The following is a 17,371-nucleotide window of genomic DNA, read 5'->3' as shown; positions in this document are numbered from 1 at the left end:
GCGGCACCCTTCAATCTTATGTGTTGTGAATTCTTTTAGTGCCATGGGCACACCGTCCGACGCAGATCCGTCACCGGTTCTGCGCCTCGAACGACTAGAAAACGGCTACGCTCCATGCCAAGAGGTGCGAGATGAGATAGGCCAAAGGAATAGCAAACAACAGCGAATCCAGTCTATCCATAATGCCCCCATGCCCCGGAAGCAGGTTGCTCATATCCTTGATGCCCAATTCGCGCTTGACCATGGACTCGGCGAAATCGCCGGTGGTAGCCGCGACGGTTGTGAAGCAGGCCAGGATCACGCCGGACCACCAAGGCATTTCGAGCCAGTAGTTGGCCGCCAACGCACCAATGGCCATGGAACCGACCATGGAGCCGGCGAAGCCTTCCCAGGACTTTTTGGGTGAAATCTTCGGGGCCATTGGATGCTTCCCGAACAGCACACCCACGGCGTAGCCAAAGGTATCGTTGCTGACCACCAGCAGCAGAATCGTAGTGATCAGCAGGTTGCCATTGTCCCCACGCATCACCAGAAGCGCGAAGCTGAGCAGCAATGGAACCCAACTGATGATGAAGACACTGCTCATCACCGATGCTGTGGCGCCCTTGAGCCCTTCGGTGATTCGGAAGAGCAACGCCAAGAGCAAGCTGCCCAGATAGGCGAAGCCCAACGCATCGAGCCCACCGAGGGTCGCGCTGACCGGAAGCAATACCGCGGCCAAATACAACGGTAAGAGCTGCACTTCGGTTTTCGCGTGGGTTGTCGCGCGGGCGACTTCCCAGGAACCGATGCCGGCCAGCACCACGATCAGAACTACCAGCAGGGTTGGAATCCAGAACAGTCCGACCATTGCCAAGCCGAGCATCAAAATGCCCACGCCAATGGCTGCTGGCAGGTTTCGTCCTGCTCGGGATTTCTTCGGCGGTCCCCCGATCAGCAATTCGGCGGGGATCTCCGCTTCTTTGGGTTCGGGTTTACCGGTTTCGGCGAGGTCATCGCTATCCGTTTGCGGCGGTTCTGGCTGCTGTGGTTCTGCAGGCTTTTCCGTCGATGGCTGCACGGTCGGGGTCTTCGGCGCCGGAGCAGAGGCAACTAGTTGCGCCTTTGCCTGTGCTTTGGCCTTCGTCTTGGCCGCTTCGCTTGCCGGTTTGGGGGCTTGCGGAGCCTCGGGGGCGCCAGCAGTCTGGACCGGTTTCGGCGAAGCTTCGGCATTGGCCGACGGCTTGGAGGTGCCAGGGGTGCCTTCGGGAGCTTTGACGCTCTTCGGGCGCAACGCCGAGACGGGTTTGGGCGTCCCGGAACCATCGGCTGCCGGTTGAGCCGCTGCGGGCTTGGCGTCTTTTTCGACGGGCTTGGCCGCTGGTTTGAGGGTCTCGGACGCCGGTTTGGCCTCGGGCTTTGAGGCGGCCGCCTTTGGGGTCGCCTCAGGAGTTTTTGGGGACTGCAAGTTGGCAGGGGCCGCTGGCGGCACCGTGTCCGGTGGCGTCTTGACGGCGGCTTTCGCCTCGGCTGACTTCGCCGGTTCGGCTTGAGCCCCGGAGCGCGCGCGCTTGAATCTAGAGGCGCGTGACTTGCCGCGTTCGGCGGCTTCGCGCCGTGCGCGGGCCTCCCGCCGAGTCATGGGCTGGTCTTCGCCGGATGCCACTGAGGGCACCGCCGAAGCGTTGCCCTCAGTGTTGTCTGTCGAGCCTGGCATTAGACGTCCAGCAGCTCTGTTTCTTTTTTCTTCAGAATCTCATCAACGGAATCAACGTGCTGCTTAGTCAGCGAGTCGAGTTCCTTTTCGGCACGGCTGCCTTCGTCCTCGCCAATTTCGCCATCCTTGACGAACTTGTCGATGATGTCCTTGGCCTTGCGACGGTGGTTACGCACTGCAACCTTGGCATCTTCACCCTTGGTGCGGGCCAGCTTGACGTATTCCTTACGGCGTTCCTCGGTCAGCACCGGAAGCGTCACGCGGATCATCTTGCCATCGCTCGATGGGTTAGCACCGACCTCTGGGTCGCCCAAAGCTTTCTCGATGGCGCGCATGGCCGATACATCGAATGGGCTGATGGTGATGGTGCGTGCTTCTGGCACGGCGAAGGAGGCAAGCTGCATCAGTGGGGTTGGGGAACCGTAGTAGTCCACCATGACCTTGGAATACATGCCTGGGTGGGCGCGACCGGTACGGATCGTCGCGAAGTCCTCCTTGGCGGCTTCAATGGTGCGGTCCATCTTTTCGGCGGCATCCGCCAACGTTTCGTCAATCACCGGTACTCCTCAGTACTTTGCCTGTGCTCTGCTGCTTCAGCCACGATGGCACGCGGGTGAAGCAGCCGAACAAATAGATCTAATTCAATCCTATGTCACGAACACCCTTATGGGGTGACGGTGGTGCCGATCCGCTCGCCGCGAATGGCACTAGCCACATTTCCTTCGCCTTCCATGCCGAAGACCAGCATGTTCACGTTGTTATCTTGGCACATGGTCATCGCGGTCTGGTCCATCACGCGAATATCGCGCTGCAGCGCCTCCGAGTAGGTCAGCGTATCGAGCTTCTTCGCGCTCGGGTCCTTCTTCGGGTCCGCGGTGTACACGCCATCAACGCCGCTCTTGGCCATCAGGACTTCATCTGCGTCCACCTCAAGAGCACGCTGGGCTGCCACGGTGTCGGTGGAGAAGTAGGGCAGGCCGGCGCCGGCGCCGAAGATGACCACGCGATCTTTTTCCATATGGCGGATGGCGCGACGCGGAATGTAGTTCTCCGCGACCTGGGCCATGGCGATGGCCGACTGCACGCGGGTTTCCACACCGCACTGTTCCAGGAAGTCTTGCAGTGCCAGGCAGTTCATTACGGTGCCGAGCATGCCCATGTAGTCCGCGCGGGAGCGGTCCATGCCAGCGGCCGATAGCTCGGCGCCACGGAAGAAGTTACCGCCACCGACAACGATTGCGACCTCAACTTCACCTACGGTCGAGGCGATCTGTTCGGCGATGCCACGCACGGTAGTCGGGTCAACACCGACGTTGCCTCCGCCGAAGACCTCTCCGGAAAGCTTCAATAAGACGCGGCGTCGTTTGGTTTCTGGGCTGGTAGGCATGGGGTCTATCTCCTGGGGTTGAGAAATCTGTATCCGGATCTCAAACTATCTTGTCATCCGGGCTCAAGAAAAGGGAGGCGAGTCACCGAGTTGCTCGGTGGCTCACCTCCCTTGACTTGTTTAGCCGCTCGCTACGAGCGGCATTCGCTTACTGTGTGGCTGAACCCTTAGGCACCAACACGGAAACGGGCGAAGGCAACTGGCTTGGTGCCAGCTTCTTCGAAGACCTTGGCTACGGACTTCTTTGCGTCCTTAGCGAAAGCCTGGTCAACCAGCACGATTTCCTTGAAGAAACCGGTCAGGCGGCCTTCAACGATCTTGGTGAGGGCTGCCTCTGGCTTGCCCTCGGCGCGTGCGGTCTCGTCGGCGATGCGACGCTCGTCTGCAACCTTGTCCGCAGGAACTTCTTCGCGGGACAGGTAGATTGGAGCCATTGCGGCGGTGTGCACTGCAACGTCGTGTGCGACGGTTGCGGCAGCTTCGGAATCCGAATCCACGGCCATCAGAACGCCAACCTGCGCAGGCAGGTCCTTGCTGGTCTTGTGCAGGTAAGACGCAACCTTTGCACCCTCAAGGCGTGCAACACGGCGGACAACGATCTTCTCGCCGAGGATTGCGCCCTCTTCGATGACGATCTCCGAGAGTGGCTTGCCGTCCAGCTCGTAAGCCAGCAGTGCTTCGGCGTCTGCTGCACCGGAAGCCACAGCGGCATCCAGAACCTTGCTAGCCAGCTCGATGAACTTGTCGTTCTTGGCCACGAAGTCGGTCTCGCAGTTGATCTCGATCATGACACCAGCGGTGCCATCGACCTTGGCGGCTACGAGGCCTTCTGCAGTCGAGCGGCCTTCGCGCTTGGTAGCGCCCTTCAGACCCTTGACGCGGATGATCTCGATGGCCTTTTCGGCGTCGCCGTTAGCCTCGTCGAGAGCCTTCTTCACGTCCATCATGCCAGCGCCAGTGCGTTCGCGCAGAGCCTTGATATCAGCAGCGGTGTAGTTTGCCACGTGCATCCCCGTTCACTAGGAGGTTTCAAGTTTATGTCGCTCGTGGGACGGGTCGGATAACCAACCCGTCCCACGAGACTTTTTTGAGTATCCTTCAACGCACCGTAGCGCGTGAAAGCAAACTCTAAGAGATAGTCAGATGACTACTTGGCTTCTGGAGCCTCTTCAGCAGCAGCTTCAGCTGGTGCTTCGGTTGCTGCTTCAGCTGGAGCTTCGGCAGGAGCCTCGGTTGCAGCTTCGGTAGGAGCCTCAGCCTTTGCCTTTTCGCCTTCGAGCAGCTCGCGCTCCCATTCAGCCATTGGCTCTGCAGCGCCCTCGGTCTTGCCGGCAGCCTTGTTGTTCTTGGCGATGAGGCCTTCAGCAACAGCGTCTGCGACAACGCGGGTGAGCAGGTTGACGGAGCGGATAGCGTCGTCGTTACCTGGGATTGGGAACGTAACTTCGTCCGGATCGCAGTTGGTATCCAAGATGGCAACAACTGGGATGCCCAGCTTCTGAGCTTCGTCGATAGCCAAGTGTTCCTTCTTGGTGTCAACGATCCAGATAGCGGAGGGGGTACGGGTCAGGTTACGGATACCACCGAGGTTGTTCTGCAGCTTGGTCAGCTCGCGCTTGAGCAGCAGAAGTTCCTTCTTGGTGTGGCCCGAACCGGCAACGTCCTCAAAGTTGATTTCTTCCAGTTCCTTCATGCGCTGTACGCGCTTGGAGACGGTCTGGAAGTTGGTCAGCATACCGCCGAGCCAGCGCTGGTTCACGTATGGCTGGCCAACGCGGTTAGCCTGCTCAGCGATGGACTCCTGGGCCTGCTTCTTGGTACCGACGAACAGTACGGTGCCACCGTGGGCAACGGTCTGCTTGACGAACTCGTAAGCACGGTCAATGAACGACAGCGACTGCTGCAGGTCAATGATGTAGATGCCGTTGCGCTCGGTCAGAATGAAGCGCTTCATCTTTGGGTTCCAACGACGGGTCTGGTGGCCGAAGTGGACGCCGCTGTTAAGCAGCTCTCGCATGGTTACGACTGGCATGTCGCAACTCCTCTCAGCAGTGGCGGACCGGACGCATGCGCGTCCGCGGTAACTGCTCTTAGTTGTTTGGGTTGTACGCAGATCACCGTTTTGGCTATCTGCCCTAGTGCGCGGCCCGGACTGCTTGACAGTCCGCACAAGCCCACCGATACTCTCGGACCACTGGAACTTGCGCCCACTTCCTGTAAAGGTTGTGGAACCTCGCACGCGAAGTCAGTCTCTTGGCCGGTGAACCAATTTTGGACACACCTATGACAAGAAACTGCAGTTCCAAGTGTACTACACCGGCCTTGCACGGCGGACCGGGATCTTAGGTGATCTAGCGCCTATCAACTGAGTTTGAAAGTTACCCACAGCAGGCCATTGATTCGCGGTTGGATCAGCGTCTGCCGCGCATGCTGGTTGCATGAAAAAGAAATACCTCTTGCTGCTGATCCAGACGTTGCTCGTACTGTCTTTGGTTCCGCTGGGAGCCAAGGCACAGCCAGCGGATTCTCTCGCGCAGCCAACCGCTGCAGCTGTTTGGCGCTGGCCTTTGGCCGGTGAGCCGAAGATCCTGAATGCCTTTGATAAGCCGGCCGAAAAATGGTCGGCCGGTCATCGTGGCGTGGACCTTGCAGCAGTGGAAGGCACTCAAGTAATTGCCCCGAATCGTGGGCGCATCACCTTTCTGGGAGTGGTCGTGGACCGTCCCGTGTTGGTGATCGACCATGGCTATGGGTTTAAGACGAGTTTGGAACCGGTAACCAGCGAGCTGTCGGTGGGTAGCTGGGTTGAGTCCGGCGCAAAACTCGGAACCGTGGCAAAGGGGGCTCATTGCTCGGGCCGATGCATCCACTGGGGAGTACGTCTGGACGGCGAATATATTGATCCAGCACTCCTGATCGAGGATTTACGTCCGTCGATCCTATTGCCGCTGAACGACTGAATTAGTGGATTCAACCGTCTTGTGCGACTTGGCAAAAAGAAAAACCACCGAGTCGCTCGTTTTCACAAGCCACTCGGTGGTTTATTCGGTAGGGCGTGCCGGACTTGAACCGGCGACCAAGGAATTATGAGTTCCCTGCTCTAACCAACTGAGCTAACGCCCCACTATGAGAGTTACCGCCATGGCGGTAACCACACTCGAAATATTCTAGGGCATGACCAGCCAAAATCTCGATTCGAGCTCGTAGCGGGGTCGTCACGCTCTAATGCTGAGTGACGCTTTGCCCTCGGTATAGCGCCTCGAAGGAATTCATCGTCTTTTCCTGCGCATGGTTCATGACCTTGCGGTGCCCTGCCTCGCCCAGGCGTTCGCGGGCCGCCTTATCCAGGCCCAGCACCGTATCTAGCTTCTGGGCCAAGTCCTCGCGGTTCCCGGGTTCGAACATGTAACCGTTCACACCCACGTCAACTAGATGCGGCAATGCCATCGCATTGGCAAGAACTACAGGTTTCGATGCGGAGAGCGCTTCGAGTGTCACCAAGGACTGCAATTCTGCGGTACCCGGTTGACAGAAGACGTCACAGCGCAGGTACGCCTGACGAAGTTCTTCGGTACTGACGTGGCCTAGGAATCGAACTCGATCGCTCAGTCCCTGCTCGTGGGCGATTCGTTCCAGGTGTGCACGTTGCTCTCCACCACCTACTACCTCGAGGATGGCTCTAGGGACGTGCCTCATCAAGGCCAGTGCCTCGATTAGTTCATTGACGTTCTTCTCAACAGCCAGGCGGCCTACAAAAAGAATTGTCGGTGCATCATTGCGCGCAATTTCTTCACCGTCAGCCAACTCATAGTTGCCCGCTTCAATGCCGTTGGACAGCGGCAGAACTTTAGAAAGCCGTGCGTAATCTTTCATGGCTTTGGCTGCCAGCGGGGTGGGCGTGGTGACCGCGTCGGCCCGGCCGAAGATCTTGCCCATATCGCGCCAGGAGTTACGCGCGACAATTTTCTTGAACCACTTTGGGAATGGCAAGAAAGGGTCGAGATTCTCGGGCATGAAGTGATTTGTTGCTACCGAGCGCACACCGTGCTTCCGAGCGTAGGCGAGAGTTTGCTGACCGATCATGTAATGGCTCTGCGCGTGTACGACATCGGGTTTGATGTCGTCCAAGAGCTTATTGATCTGCGAATTAACTTCCCACGGGAAAACGATGCGGAAGTATTCGTGCGTAAATACAGCGTGAGATTGCAGGCGATGCACAATCGCTTCCGGACGAACTTCGGTGAACGTCTTGCCATTCTCCCCACGTACCGCCAGGACATGTACGCGATGCCCTCGTTCTTTCATGGCGGTGGCCAATCGATAACAGAACATTGCCGCGCCGTTGATGTCTGGCAGGTAAGTATCAGCGGCGATGACGATGGTCAGCGGTTTTTCCTCGGCCACGTATTGTCCTTGTTCGTTCAACAGATTGTCTTGTGAGAAGTGCTTAGCTAAATCTAAATGTCGTGGTTAGACAGACTTTTCAAATGCCGTGCCTTGGCTTTGCGGTCTAGAACCACCGGATGATGGCGAGACAGCGCCACCACACCGACGATCGCAAGCACGCCAGCCAATGCCATGGCCCCTGCCAACAAAGCAGGAACATCCGGACGAAGCTCGCCCAAAATTGTTATACCAATGGCTATGCCAACAATCGGGTCAATGACCGTCAGCCCTGCTATGACCAAATCCGGCGGTCCCTTTGAATATGCGTTTTGCACAAAGTAGGAACCAAGCAGTCCCGCCACAACGACGGCCCCTAGCGCTAGCCAGGGCATCGACCACCAGATTTGGCCGCCCAAGCGCAGCACTTCGATTGCTATGGTGCGTACCAGCACCGCCACGAAGCCAAAGAGCACACCGGCTCCTACAATGTAGAAGATGGCGCCAAGGCTCCGATGGAAGATCAGTGCAATGATTCCAATGAGCACCACTACGCACGCGAGGATCAGCTCGATGAGTAACTCCTCGGAGTCGTCCACCTGATGTTGGTCTCCAGTAACTTTAATCGCCATCAACACGAACGCAGCCGAGCCAACCATACAACTGGCAATCGCGAGTACCGTCGGACGATTCATCGTCAACTTGTGCTCCCGCGCGTTGACCACCGTAGTCACCACCAGCGCGATAGCGCCTATTGGTTGTACAACTGTCAGCGGAGCGCTGGCCAAAGCAAAGACATTGAGGACCATGCCCATCCCGAGCAGCAGCAAGCCACTCATCCACCGGCCATTTCCCATCAGCTTGCCAATATTGCCGAGGGTGACATCCAAGCCACCGGCGGCAGACTTTACTGCGCTTGATTGGAAGTGGGCTCCGAAGGCAAGGCAAAAGGCACCGCATAGTGCCGCTGTGATAGCGATCCAAACCATGTCAGTGCCTTTCCCACTAGTTCCTTGTTTTCCGAGAGGTCATGCTGCGCGGTTGCGTGATTTTTCCACGTCACCTCATCGGTTCAAGAACCTAGGAGCGCTTGACCAGCTTACGAATGATCGCAACGAGAGCCCCGGCTGACGCTGCAATGATCGCAAAAGGCTTAGCCTTCTCCATCCGTTCTTGTCCTGCACGATCAGCTTCGCTGTTCTCACCAGTGTTCACCGACGGGGTAACGAAACTGCGCGCCTTGGCAGCGGCATTGGTCACCGAGTCGCCAGCGTTTTCGGCAAATTTGCGAGCTTTATCAATTTTGGCTTTGGGTCCCATAACGCTCTGTCCCAAGTTGTCACGCAACGCCTGAATCTGGCGGCGGCGACGCTTCGTGCGAAGTACCAGTTCATCCGCGCTTGGAGCCGGAGGTTTCGGTTCCTTCTTCTTGTCCTTTGCGGACTCTTCGCCTTCATCCTTCTTACGCATTGGCTCATCCAAGGTGCTGACATCGAAGTTGCTGCCGTCCTTGATTACACCGATATCGTGGCGCAGGCCGCGAATCGCTGCATCCGGAGTCAGCGGCAATGCCTTCTTGATCTTGAGGTAAATAACTAGGGCAAGAACTGCTGCCACTAGCAGGAAGAAGCCTGCGACGATCAGCGCTGCTGCCCAGCCCTGGAACCAGATAGCCAACACGTTCACCAAAGTAACAACAACTGCAACTACAAAAAGCGAAACTACTACAAGCGCACCCGCCGCGAGCCCAGCGGCCACACCCAAACTGATGCCCTTGCTCTTGAGCAAGGTGGTTCCTAGCTTGATCTCGTCCGAGAGCTGCTGCGGGACAAGCTCCTTGAGTCCATCGACTTGCGCCTTGGCACTCTTGACGCTCGACTTCAGGCTTTCATCTGCTTGCATCGAATCAGCTTCAGACATGGTTTCTCCATATTCTCGATCGCTCGGCAACCGGTGTTTCCACGCTAGCACTCCGGTTACCGCCTACGTATCAGTCTTCAGGCGTAAACCCCACAGCTAAATCTCATGCCACGGGTGTAACTGTTAACGATTTGAAAGTCTATCGTCTATCCACTTGAGCTTATAGGAAGCGACCGCATCAATATGCATGCCCTGTTGTTCATAACCTGTTCATTAGTTACTTGCCGATTAACCGTGTCTGAAGCCTTTCAACGCGGCACAGTCCGAAAATCTACTTCATCCTAAAGGAGCAGATTTAAACAGTTCATACCGACTACTCAGATCTCCAGCTGCCCTACAGCGCGCTAAATGCATCGGAGCGAACCCGCTATCACTTAATAAATATCCTAGCCAGAGACCAACTGGCGGCACTATCGGGGTTTCCCCTGAAGATCCCGCAGAAAACCCGAAGCCCAACGGGCGAAGCTTGGGTTAAGTGCCAAAAAGTGTGTACAGAACTCCCCGAAAACATGTAATCACTAGGAATAACACCACGAACACATGCTTTGAAAGCATGTACCGTGGCAACAATTGCAAACCAACCCCGTTGTGATGTATGCGGAAATAAGCTGGTCAAGAACGGGAAAACAGGCGCTGGACGCACCCGCTGGCGGTGCAAGAACTGCGGCGCGTCCAGCACTGTTTCCCGCCCCGATATCATCGCGAAAGGACAGTTCACCGGCTTCTACCGTTGGGCCACCGGGAAACACAGTATTTCCGAGCTACAAACCCCTCGGCGGACTTTCCACCGCACCACCGCCTGGTGCTGGCAAGTCCAGCCACACCTTGAGCAAACCGGCGAACAACATCGATACCTCATGCTCGATGGCACCTACTTCAACGGCTACTGCGCCCTGACCGCTTTCAACGGTACTCATATCATCGACTGGCAGTTCTGCGACCGTGAAAAGACCGCCTCGTGGACCCGCATGCTCCAACGCATGGCACCACCACAGATCGCCGTCATTGACGGGAATGGGGCGCTGGAGTCTGTGATCACCGGACTCTGGCCGGAAGCGAAGATCCAGCGTTGCTTCTTCCATATCCGCCAAACCATGGTTAAGCACCTCACTTTGAACCCGCGCACAGTCCCAGGTCAGCAGCTACTTACCTTGACCCGGGCATTGATGAAAGTTGAGACGAAGGAACAAGCGAATCAGTGGACCGAGCAGTTCTATCAGTGGCAGTCCATGCACACAGTCACGCTCAAAGAACGAACCTATGCCAAAGGGAAGTCTGAGTCTCGGCCTTCGTACGTCAGCCCTAATCAAACGTGGTGGTACACCCATATCAACCTGCGCCGAGGCGAGAAGCTCTTCCACAACCTTTTGAAGAAGGATCAACTTTTTCAGTGGTTGGACCTGGCATTGGAGGGCGAGGTGTTGCCTCGGACCACAAGCCCGCTCGAAGGCGGTATCAACGCGGGTATCAAGGACCAGCTACGACTGCACCGAGGCTTGACTCCGGAGCATTCGATAGCGCTCGTGCGCTGGTATTTGTATCGACACGTCGAAAACCCGAAGGATCCGTGGTCGTTCGTGCAGCAGCGGCATTGGGCCGAGAAACCCTCGCCGAAGATCATCAAGGATGAGCCTATTGGGCCGGTGCTTTACGACAAGCATTTCAGTTGGGATGACGGTAATGGAGTGCAAAAAGGGTGGGGAGGGCGTCGCTGAATCCACTTCAGCGCGTCATCTGTACACACTTTTTGGCACATAACCCACATAACCCCGAAGCTTAAAAGAATAAAACCCCAACCGCATGATGCGATTGGGGCCTTATGGAAGCTCCTCCAACTGGACTTGAACCAGTAACCCTTCGATTAACAGTCGAATGCTCTGCCAATTGAGCTATGGAGGAATACAACGAGTAATACTTTAGCACTGGCCAATTGACGTTTTCAAATCGACCAGACGCTGCGCAAGTGACACCATTTTTCCCGGCTTCACGGTGAATTTTGGACTACGACTTCGAGTCGTCGAAGTCCAAATTTTTCCTACATGCGGTGATTTGCGACATATCGAGCCTTGATGCACCGGGCGGATAACGATCGCGACAACGCGCGATTACTGGTGGTGCACGTGCGGGCTTGTCCGCCAGATGTAAAACACCCCGTACTCAGCTGTGCATGAATACGGGGTGTTGACTTGGCTCCTCCAACTGGACTTGAACCAGTAACCCTTCGATTAACAGTCGAATGCTCTGCCAATTGAGCTATGGAGGAATGCTACGAGAACTACTTTAGCACTAGCCAAGTACTGTTTTGAAATCAATGACTCGCCTCGCATGCAAAGCTTGCAGCTACTCGGTCGGTGAGCTCTCGTTTCGTTTCAATTCTAAGTCGAAACCTTACTTTGACGAATTAGGAGAATGATCGATCGCGTACTGAGCCAGATCAACGAGTTGCCGCGCTGAGAGATCCCACGAGTATTGGCCGGCACGTTCCAGCGCACGGTCCGCATATTCTCTCCACACATCACGATCCGAGAGCTTCTGCACCTGTAGCGCGAAGGCTTCCTCATTATCCGGATCTGCAAAAAGCGCCGCGTCTTGAGCCACTTCACGGAAGATCGGCATGTCGGTGACAACCACTGGTGTGCCCACGCTCATCGCTTCCACCAGCGGAAGTCCGTATCCTTCTTCGCGGGACAGGGTTACCAAAGCCGTGCACTGTGCCAGCAGGTTTGCATATTCTTCGTCGCTCACTCCCCCGTGGAATATCACCTTGGCGCCATGCGGAATTTCTGCTTCCAATTCGGCGCGACGTTGTTGGCTGATGCCACTGAGCAGGTGCAACTCGTAGTCGGGCAGTAGCCTCATGGCCCGGATCAACGTTTCTACGTTCTTGTATTCCATAAATGAGCCCATGTAGAGCAGGGTGTTCTTCACGGTGGCTTGCTTATCGCGGCTAGCGCTTTCACCAGATGGCGCGTTGGATACCAAGCCAATATGCCGCTTTGTTAGCCTGTGCTTGCGCATCAGCCCCGCGGTGGTTTGGGAAACGGTAGCTACCGCGTCAGCACGATTCAACAGCATCCGTTGCGGGAAGTAGACCTGGTGGAACAGGAACCAGCCCCACCGAATTGGCGCCGGCAAGAACTTCGGAGCATGCGGGTGCGCGTAGTAGATCAGGTCATGCAAGGTGAGGATGACAGGGAATTTCCTCCCCAGCGTACCCATGGTTTGCATTGGGGAGAACACCACGTCTGGCTTCAGCTTATTGATCTGAAAGGCCACAAGAGGTTCGAGGGCGCTCGTTGGGGCAGAAACCTTGAGGTACGGAACATCTGGCAGCAGGTCCAACTGACGCAGATCGTTGATCAGCATCGTCACTTCGGCGATCTTGGCCGTTGCTTCGATGAGTCCCGCGGTGTAGCGGCTGATTCCGTCGTGATGGGTGACCCGGGTATAGCGGGCATCGATGACGAGTTTCACGAGCGTGTCAGCCTTCGTTTGGGGAGCTAGTTTTCCAAGCTTATCGTTTAAGGTCGCCGAATCCGTCTTGCACTCAGGAGTGCCTTGCGGGGTCGAACCACGAGGTATCCGATGAGCCCTGCGGCTATGGCCAACGGCCACAGCCCCAGGGCAGTCGGAATCCCGAAAACCGAACCGATGGCGCCGCCAACGAGGCTTCCCAGCGGTATCGACCCGAAGGTGAATAACCGGCGTGCGCTACTCACCCGACCCAAGAGCTGTTCGGGTGTGATATCCGCAACCCATGCCGAAACTGCGACGTTAAAGACGATCACCGCAATTCCCCACAGCACTGCTTGGGCGCCGAGCAGAATCATGGAGACCATTGGGACAGCGAATGCAGCGAGAAAAACCATGCTGGCCAAGAAGAATTGGATGAGTAACGTCGCCGTAGTCAGCTGAGTGGCTGAAAATCGAACCGCAATACGGGTGGCCAATGCTGCCCCCAGCAGCCCGCCAGCACCACCTAAACCGGCAAAAATACCGAAGCCCTGAGCACCGAAGCCTAGATAGTTCACGATAAACAGCGCCTCTACTGAGGATCCTAGAGCGAGCCCAAAGTTTGAACACATAACCGCAACGGTGACCGCGACTAGTGTCCGGTTGGTGCGCAGGTATCTCAGGCCAGAGAGCCAGTGAGTATCCTGAATTTCTTCCGTGTTGCCGGGGCTTTGATTTTCTTGCGGGCCCGTCTTGTCGGGGAGCCTGACGAAGCAGGCGAAACACAACGCCATCGTGGCTAGAACCGCGCAGACCGTCAGAAGTGAGGACGCTCCGAAGACTACGAAGCCGGTGCCCGCAAGGACAGGGACGATGATCGCCAGCGACTGATCTGCGGCGGTGAGTTTAGCGATCAGGCGACTCATCGAGCTTGAGCGTGCTGCACCAGTGGCTGTATTCAGTTGCGGGACTGCGGAGACCTGCGCAGTCTCTGCTACGACGTTGCAGACGCCCAGTAACGTTACCAACAGAAATCCGTACCCTATGCTCAGTGCCCCGGTGTAGGTCAAAAGCAATAGGCAACCGGCCAGCACGAGCTTTGTTGCAAGTCCAAAGCGCAGTATGCGAAGTGGGCGGTAACGGTCAACCAGATACCCAATGGGAATTGTGGCGACGAGGAACGCGACAGAACCTAATGTGTTGAGTAGTCCCATTTGCCAGGCGCTTGCGCCAAGTATGGTGACAAAGATGAGGTCTACGGTGACGTCTGCCAGGCTTCGACCGGCCGCATCGCTGGCATTTGAATAAAGGAAACGTCTCTCACCACGCAAATTCGTTTCCATTACACTCCATGAAAATTGTCAGAAAGGTCACACGGCGGCCTGAAGGTAACGCTACCGTATCCGAAACTGGGTCGACCATTCTTTCTCCCGCCGACTAGTCGTTTTGTGTGACTGAGTGGCGAAATCTGGCGAAATAATCTCGCCTACCCCATGCTTTCAACTCATGGAGATCTCGATTTTTTGGCACATTCAGTTGGCTCCCATCGGATCGTCACATGCAAAAAGAGCTTGCAATACGTTACCTAGTTGTGATGTTAATAGTTCGCGGTTAGGGAAGACTAACCAAATACTTAAATCACCATGTGAGGAGTATCCGTGGGAACCTCTCTTGAGACCCTGCACATCCCCCAGTTTGACTCGCAGCTTTTTGATGATTCGTTATTGTGCGCGGGCACGTTGGATCACTACGAATCCGAAGCCCGAGAAGCACTATTACGGGTGACCGATCAGCTCGCCGCGGTCGACTCGCCCACTACGGGCCCAGTTCCCGAGGACTTGCAAGGCCTAATCGAGGCCATTGATCTCGACTCACCGCTCGGAAGCAACGCCGAGTCTTTTGACGAGTTGAAAAAGATCTACTTGCGTGACGCGGTCTATTTCCATCACCCAAAGTACGCTGCCCATCTCAATTGCCCTGTGGCAATTCCTGCAGTGGCCGCAGAAGCGTTTGTCACGAGCCTCAACACTTCAATGGATACCTTTGACCAGAGCGCCGGAGCGACCCTCATTGAACGGCGACTCACCGCGTGGACCGGTCAGCTCATCGGCTTTCCACGGCTTACTGCGGACGGCATCTTCACTTCCGGTGGCACCCAGTCCAATCTGCAAGCCATGCTGATCGCCCGCAACACCGCGGTGGCGAAAACGTCTGGGTCGTTGCCTCAACAGCTGCAGAACCTGCGTATCTACACCTCCAAAGACGCGCATTTCAGCATCGCCAACGCGGCAATGATGCTGGGGCTAGGTCATGATGCCGCCGTCGGCATAGATACCGACGCTCACCACCGGATGGACGCAGACAAATTACGCGAGCAGATTGCACACGATATTCATCGCGGGTTGGTCCCGATGGCCATCTCGGCCACCGCGGGAACCACCGACTTCGGTGCCATAGACCCACTGGCACCCATAGCTGCCCTAGCTAAAGAAGTAGGCGCCTGGTTCCACGTTGATGCCGCGTATGGCGGCGGACTGCTGCTTTCTTCCTCATACCGCGAACGGCTGTCTGGCATCGAGCTTGCCGACTCGGTCACCGTGGACTTCCACAAGTCTTTCTTCCAGCCGATTGGTTCCAGTGCGCTGATCCTGCGCGAGGCAAACTCCTTCGAATCCATTGCCCACTACGCCGAATACCTGAACCCGAAGTCCCAAGCTCATCAGACCCCGAACCAGGTCGATAAATCATTGCAGACCACCCGGCGTTTCGATGCGCTTAAGCTTTGGGTCACTCTTCGCACGCTGGGCGCGGTTCGTCTCGGTGCAATGTTTGATCGGGTGATCGACCTCGCCGAGTCCTTGGAGGCCGAAGTTTCGCTCAGGCCACAGTTGGAGCTGGAGGCCCCTGTACAGCTAAGCACCTTGGTCTTCAGCTTCAAAGATCCCAGCAGCCAACTGGATTGCTCTGAAATGAATGACCTGACCAACCAGATTCGACAACGGCTCTACCGCACTGGCGAAGCGATGATCGCAGCCACCACCGTGGCCGGCCAGCGCATGCTCAAGCTGACCTTGCTGAACCCGAATACCACCATGGAAGATCTGACCGAAATACTCGACGCAATTTGCCGGGTCGGAAATGACTTGCTGCTAGAACGTTTAGAAGGAGCCCGCGCATGAACCGTGGAATAGCCGAAGAACACTTTGACGTGATTGCCATTGGGGCAGGCCCCTTCAACCTGGGGTTCGCAGCACTAACCGACCCGCTAGCGGAGCTGAAGGTCGCGGTGCTGGAAGCCAGCGACAACTTCGCGTGGCACCCGGGCATGATGTTGGACGGCGCGCACCTGCAGGTGCCCTTCATGGCAGACCTTGTCACGCTCGCAGATCCCACGAACAAGTTTTCCTTCCTGAACTATCTTAAGGAAAAGGGACGGATCTATCCGTTCTATATCCGCGAAAACTTCTACGCGCTGCGCAACGAATACAGCAACTATCTCGCTTGGGCTTCACGACTCTTACCCAGTGTCCGCTTCGGACACCGCGTGCTGGCTGCCGAATACGCGGATGGCGCCTACCAGCTTTCGGTGCTCACCGACCGTGGTTTGACCCATTTCAGCGCGGACAAGCTGGTGCTCGGCACCGGTTCCCAACCCTATATCCCGGACTTCGTCGACGAACAGCTGTTGTCTTCGAGCTCGGTGACCCATTCTTCCGAGTACCTGTATTCGCGTCAGAGCATTATTGCCCCCAAGCCCGAGCAGGTGCCCAAGGTCGTCACGGTGCTGGGTAGCGGGCAGAGTGCCGCCGAGATCTTCCTCGACCTGCTGCGCAGTCTGCCAGAGCAAGATCATTTGGTCTGGGCAACACGTTCCGAGCGCTTCTTCCCGTTGGAGTATACGAAGCTGACCTTGGAAATGACTTCCCCAGAATATATAGACCACTTCCATGCACTGCCGCTGTCCGAACGCGATGCTCTCTCCAAGGCGCAAAAAGGTCTATATAAGGGCATCAATGCCGACCTGATCGATGAAATACACGAAGAGCTCTACCAGCGCAGCGTGAATTCTCCGGCACCGGTTCACCTGCGCACGGGATGCGCAGCAACGGCCGTAGGACCTCAGGACGGTGCGATCCTCGTAGAGCTGCACCACGAACGAGAAAAGGAGAATTTTGAGTTCCTCACTGACGCGCTGGTTCTTGCCACCGGCTACCGCAACGGAACACCAGATTTCCTTAAGGGCCTCGAAAACCGAATCACCCGCCTGCCCGACGGCCGCCTCGCCGTGGACCGCAATTACTCGGTAGGCACGAACCACGACATCTTCGTGCAAAACGCTGAACTACACACGCACGGATTCACCGCCCCGGACCTCGGGATGGGTGCCTACAGAAATTCGGTGCTCATCAACCGCATTGCCGGGCGTGATGTCTATCAGGTAGAAAACCGCATTGCCTTCCAACGATTCGGTGCAGCAGCGCTGGAGAACTTGCCAACTTCCATGCCGCAATCAATCTCGGCCCAAGACTAGG

At 56.5% G+C, this 17,371-nt stretch carries 14 protein-coding genes and 3 tRNA genes; 4 read left to right on the top strand and 13 right to left on the bottom strand.

All coding sequences use genetic code 11. The annotated features are described in order from the left end of the window. Positions 1–94: 94 nt before the first annotated feature. The 5 genes from LG294_RS04445 to rpsB form a co-directional block, all read right to left on the bottom strand. Positions 95–1,696: a phosphatidate cytidylyltransferase gene (locus LG294_RS04445; RefSeq protein WP_404289891.1), complete on the bottom strand. Its 1,602-nt coding sequence runs from the start codon at positions 1,694–1,696 to the stop codon at positions 95–97. After that, positions 1,696–2,253: a ribosome recycling factor gene (gene frr / locus LG294_RS04440; RefSeq protein WP_404289889.1), complete on the bottom strand. Its 558-nt coding sequence runs from the start codon at positions 2,251–2,253 to the stop codon at positions 1,696–1,698. Before frr ends, LG294_RS04445 begins: the two co-directional genes overlap by 1 nt. 107 nt (positions 2,254–2,360) lie before the next feature. After that, positions 2,361–3,083, bottom strand: coding sequence for a UMP kinase (gene pyrH / locus LG294_RS04435; protein ID WP_404289887.1), 723 nt, complete (start codon positions 3,081–3,083; stop codon positions 2,361–2,363). Positions 3,084–3,250: 167 nt separating this feature from the next. Beyond that, positions 3,251–4,087, bottom strand: a complete 837-nt coding sequence (tsf, locus tag LG294_RS04430; RefSeq protein WP_404289885.1) for a translation elongation factor Ts — start codon at positions 4,085–4,087, stop codon at positions 3,251–3,253. 143 nt (positions 4,088–4,230) lie between these two features. Then, a complete protein-coding gene (gene rpsB, locus LG294_RS04425) occupies positions 4,231–5,115 on the bottom strand; it encodes a 30S ribosomal protein S2 (protein ID WP_404289883.1) in 885 nt (294 codons plus the stop codon). Positions 5,116–5,521: 406 nt separating this feature from the next. Between rpsB and LG294_RS04420 the strand changes: the two genes are divergently transcribed. After that, positions 5,522–6,043, top strand: coding sequence for a M23 family metallopeptidase (locus LG294_RS04420; protein WP_404289881.1), 522 nt, complete (start codon positions 5,522–5,524; stop codon positions 6,041–6,043). An 89-nt stretch (positions 6,044–6,132) separates the two neighbouring features. Here LG294_RS04420 and LG294_RS04415 read toward each other — a convergent pair. From LG294_RS04415 to LG294_RS04400, 4 genes are all read right to left on the bottom strand, one after another. Continuing rightward, a tRNA-Ile gene (locus LG294_RS04415) sits at positions 6,133–6,206 on the bottom strand. Positions 6,207–6,305: 99 nt separating this feature from the next. Beyond that, a complete protein-coding gene (locus LG294_RS04410; protein WP_404289879.1) occupies positions 6,306–7,487 on the bottom strand; it encodes a glycosyltransferase in 1,182 nt (393 codons plus the stop codon). Between the two features lie 53 nt (positions 7,488–7,540). Continuing rightward, entirely contained in the window at positions 7,541–8,455 is a 915-nt protein-coding gene (locus tag LG294_RS04405; RefSeq protein WP_404289877.1) for a DMT family transporter, read from the bottom strand. A 91-nt stretch (positions 8,456–8,546) separates the two neighbouring features. Next, on the bottom strand, positions 8,547–9,386 hold the full coding sequence (locus tag LG294_RS04400; RefSeq protein ID WP_404289875.1) for a phage holin family protein: 840 nt from the start codon (positions 9,384–9,386) through the stop codon (positions 8,547–8,549). Between the two features lie 560 nt (positions 9,387–9,946). On the opposite strand from LG294_RS04400, the gene LG294_RS04395 reads away from it, so the two are divergent. After that, positions 9,947–11,101 (top strand): IS1249 family transposase, encoded by a 1,155-nt coding sequence (locus LG294_RS04395; protein ID WP_404285512.1) that lies wholly within the window; start codon positions 9,947–9,949, stop codon positions 11,099–11,101. A 111-nt stretch (positions 11,102–11,212) separates the two neighbouring features. Here the strand turns inward: LG294_RS04395 and LG294_RS04390 are convergent. The 4 genes from LG294_RS04390 to LG294_RS04375 form a co-directional block, all read right to left on the bottom strand. Beyond that, positions 11,213–11,285 (bottom strand) — tRNA-Asn (locus LG294_RS04390). Between the two features lie 288 nt (positions 11,286–11,573). Then, positions 11,574–11,649 (bottom strand) — tRNA-Asn (locus LG294_RS04385). Between the two features lie 125 nt (positions 11,650–11,774). Beyond that, on the bottom strand, positions 11,775–12,860 hold the full coding sequence (locus LG294_RS04380) for a glycosyltransferase family 4 protein (RefSeq protein WP_404289873.1): 1,086 nt from the start codon (positions 12,858–12,860) through the stop codon (positions 11,775–11,777). A gap of 47 nt (positions 12,861–12,907) precedes the next feature. Then, positions 12,908–14,182 (bottom strand): MFS transporter, encoded by a 1,275-nt coding sequence (locus LG294_RS04375; RefSeq protein ID WP_404289871.1) that lies wholly within the window; start codon positions 14,180–14,182, stop codon positions 12,908–12,910. 315 nt (positions 14,183–14,497) lie between these two features. Here LG294_RS04375 and LG294_RS04370 point away from each other — a divergent pair, with 315 nt between their 5' ends. Together LG294_RS04370 and LG294_RS04365 are read left to right on the top strand one after the other, a co-directional pair. After that, positions 14,498–16,018, top strand: coding sequence for a pyridoxal phosphate-dependent decarboxylase family protein (locus LG294_RS04370; RefSeq protein ID WP_404289870.1), 1,521 nt, complete (start codon positions 14,498–14,500; stop codon positions 16,016–16,018). Beyond that, the gene (locus tag LG294_RS04365; RefSeq protein ID WP_404289868.1) at positions 16,015–17,370 is read left to right on the top strand and encodes a lysine N(6)-hydroxylase/L-ornithine N(5)-oxygenase family protein; all 1,356 of its coding nucleotides are present in this window, start codon (positions 16,015–16,017) and stop codon (positions 17,368–17,370) included. The genes LG294_RS04370 and LG294_RS04365 overlap by 4 nt, the downstream gene beginning before the upstream one ends. The last annotated feature ends 1 nt before the right edge of the window (position 17,371 follow it).

The organism is Glutamicibacter arilaitensis (assembly GCF_044793945.1).
Lineage (GTDB): Bacteria > Actinomycetota > Actinomycetes > Actinomycetales > Micrococcaceae > Glutamicibacter > Glutamicibacter arilaitensis_B.
The sequence above is the reverse complement of the archived record's forward strand: the minus strand, read 5'-3'. Positions and strand labels throughout refer to the sequence as shown.